The organism is Flavobacterium sp., from assembly GCF_046155325.1.
In the GTDB taxonomy this organism is placed as follows: domain Bacteria; phylum Bacteroidota; class Bacteroidia; order Flavobacteriales; family Flavobacteriaceae; genus Flavobacterium.
The window spans coordinates 1-3,305 of sequence record NZ_JBJXDQ010000112.1 but is presented as its reverse complement, the minus strand read 5'-3'; the positions used below and the strand labels follow the sequence as shown (position 1 = coordinate 3,305).

The 3,305-nt window shown below is 32.2% G+C and carries 2 protein-coding genes; both read right to left on the bottom strand.

Features of this window, described 5'->3' with window-relative positions:
• Nucleotides 1-73 precede the first annotated feature (73 nt).
• Nucleotides 74-604 carry an inorganic diphosphatase gene (locus tag ACKVOD_RS07665; RefSeq protein ID WP_409208885.1) on the bottom strand — a complete coding sequence of 177 codons (531 nt, stop codon included), beginning with the start codon at nucleotides 602-604 and terminating at the stop codon, nucleotides 74-76.
• Nucleotides 605-712: 108 nt separating this feature from the next.
• On the bottom strand, nucleotides 713-3,196 hold the full coding sequence (locus ACKVOD_RS07660) for a DUF5686 family protein (RefSeq protein ID WP_409208884.1): 2,484 nt from the start codon (nucleotides 3,194-3,196) through the stop codon (nucleotides 713-715).
• Nucleotides 3,197-3,305: the final 109 nt, after the last annotated feature.

The window sequence follows — 3,305 nt, the reverse complement described above, 5'->3', positions numbered from 1 at the left end:
ACTATAATGAAATTAAAAAAGCAATATTCTCATATTAGAATATTGCTTTTAATGAAAATATAATGTGAAAAATTTATTTAATACAGAATAATCCCTTGGGTTTATTGGGAATTTGATTAAAACGTTCTGTACATTCATCAATAATAGCCAATGCTTCCACCAAATCTCCCCAGCCTTCAACATCAACTATTTTGTTTTCAAGATCCTTATACACTTGAAAGAAATGTTCGATTTCTTTTAATAAATGCGGATTTATATCCGACAAATTGTTTAATGAATTCCATATTGGGTCCGAAACAGGTACGCAGATTATTTTATCATCTGGTCCTTTGTCGTCTGCCATGTGAAAAACACCAATAGGCTTTACTTCCATAACACAACCTGGAAAAGTGGGTTCGTTTATTAATACCAACACATCTAATGGATCACCATCCATAGCTAACGTTTCAGGGAAAAAACCATAGTCAGCTGGATACATCATAGAGGAGAATAACATTCTATCGAAACGTATTCTTTTTATTTCGAAGTCATATTCGTACTTATTTCTACTTCCTCTAGGTATTTCGATCAATACATCGAAAGTATTTATTTTGTCTGCTGCCATGTTTATATTTTTTCTAATTTATGATTGCAAACTTAGATAATACTTATCTTTTTTCAATGAAAAAATTATGTTATCTATGTTATTAAACTGTGACGAAAATGTCTGAATTTAAAAATAAAATCCAAACGAACCTTTCACGGTAAAATTTGGCGATTCTGGTAGGTTTCTGTAATTTCCCCTCCAGCTAAAATCGATCCTTAAAACTTTAAAAATATTTCCAATTCCTGCGCTATATTCAAAATAGGGCTTTTCGGGTGCTTTATAAATTAAACCAGAAGCGTTAATGGCTTTATTGGCGTCGGAAATAGTTCCGTAAACGGCTTTAACAGCTATTATTTCTCTCCAATTGAATTTTCGCATAAAGGGTATTCTCGAAAAAAAACGTCCATTAAAATTGTGATTCCACTGTAAAGTAGCGTACTCATCGGTTACAAATTCATAGAAATTCAAATTATTAAAGGTATTATCTATCGAAAAATAAGTTTGATTTCCTGGAATAACACTCATTAAACCCAAAGGTATTGTTCCAAAAGTTTTTCCTAACTCTACAATAACATTCGAACGCCCTAATGGCCCAATAATTATGGGTTGCTTGTAGTGCAATTGGAACTTTTCATATTTAAAATCACTATTAAAAAACCCTTTAAATCCGTGGCTATAATTAACAAAAAATCGACTGTAGGGACTGTCGGCAAAATCTCTTTCAACTCCATAACCAATTGTTTTTCGATTGGGTGTGTATTCTATTTGTAAATTGAATTCGGATTGTTTCACATCACTTCTTTTAACTGTATTGAGAGCATCTGTGTAATAATCTAAGCTAAAACTGGATGAAGCAGATACTAATGTTCGGTAGGAAAACCCGGTTTGAAAAGTCAAATTCTTAACAGTCTCGATTTCTGCTGCAATGTTACTAAGATTTATATTAGTCAATTTTCCGTTGCTACCCGTTGTAAATAATGCCGAGGAAGCATAGCTACGCCCCAAAATATCGTTGGTACTGGTTAGACTTGCGCCTATTTGCTCCACATCTCTTCGGTTTCCACCAGATATAATAATTCGGTTTTCTTTATTAATCATCCATTTGCCCGATAGTCCGTATTTGAATTTATTATCATCAAAACCATAAGCTGTATAGCCTTGTAAACGCCATGTATCGTTAGGTCCAAAATAAGTTCTTCCTCCTACTCGTAATCGAATTCCTTCGACATCATTTATACCAAAGGAGGAGAAAATAGGTCCAAAATCGAAATGCCCAAACTGAACATAACCACTTCCTAAAATAGAAACCAAATTATACAATTGCTTGAATTTTTTGACGGTTTTAAGGGTGTCAAGCATTTTATACACTCCCAATTCGTCTTTACTTAGGTTTTCGAATCGGTTTTCACTCCAATATTCGTCTGATTTTTTATAAATTTCATCATCTTTGTAATTGACTTCTTCTTTGTAAAAAATAGCTGGTTTTTCTTTGTTGAATTGGTGATTTTGATAAAAAGTGGTTCGTTTGCCATACACTCCTTTTGATTTTTCTTTTTTATTCAAAGCAAAATCAGACATCATGTGATCTTTGGTTAACAAGAAAACCGAATCATTCATCACTTCGAATTCCTGTTCGATATAAATTTCTTTTACCCAGTTTATATTGGCACTTTTGGTTACCGCCATATTAATTTTTTTGATGGCAAAAGTGGTGTCGTTTACCCAAAAATCGCCTTTGAAAGTCAATTCATTTTTTCGCCTTGGATAAAACAGAATGTTGTAACACCACTTATTATCTACAAAAGAGCTGTCTCTTAAAACATAATTGTACACATCGACTCCTGTTTTTGATAATGGACTGGTAAAACTTTTATCAAAAAAATTAAGATGGTTGTTGTAGATATCGTATTCGGAATACAAATCTTTTACAAAAGATAAAATTTGTTGGTTATCGCCAAAACCCGAGTTTTTATTGGCTTTTAGTTTTTCTTTTCTCTTATCCAATTTATTGTCCCCGTAAACATCAGCCAAGGATTCGTTGATAAAAATTGGCAAATAGGTTTTTCCAGTAATGTCTGAAGTGTCTACTTGTTTAAAAACAAATTCCATTCCTTTGAAAATCTTATTTTTCATGAAAGCACTATCAATAGTGTTCATGTCAAATTCTACTTTTTCATATTTCTCCATTTGATATTGGTCAAATAATCGCAAACCGTTTTTGCGTTTTCTTTCCCAAATTTTCCGAAGAATATCTAGTGCAGGATTTTTCTTTTTGGAAGTTTTTCCAGAAAAAACAACTACTTCTTTCAGGTTTTCTACTTCATTTAACTGAATCACAAAATTGTAGTTTACCAATTTCTCTAGTGTAATTTCCTTGTCAGAAAACCCTATCGAAGCAACTATCAACTCCGTATAATTTTTGGCTGATTCCAAATAAAAATGTCCATCTTCATTTGCAACTACTCCTTCATTCGACCCTTTGAAGACTACGTTTGCAAAAGGGATTGGCTGTTTAGCCTTGTCTACTATAACTCCGCTTACTTTGGTTTGTGCAAAAAACGGGCTAACTACAAATAGAAAAAGTATCGAAAAGAAGGTATTGTTTTTCATAAGAAAAAAAAACTTCATCAGGTAAATCATGATGAAGTTTCAAATATAAATTAATTAATTGTTAACCGTAAACGAATAATTGTTAATTAACAATTGATTATTATTTCTT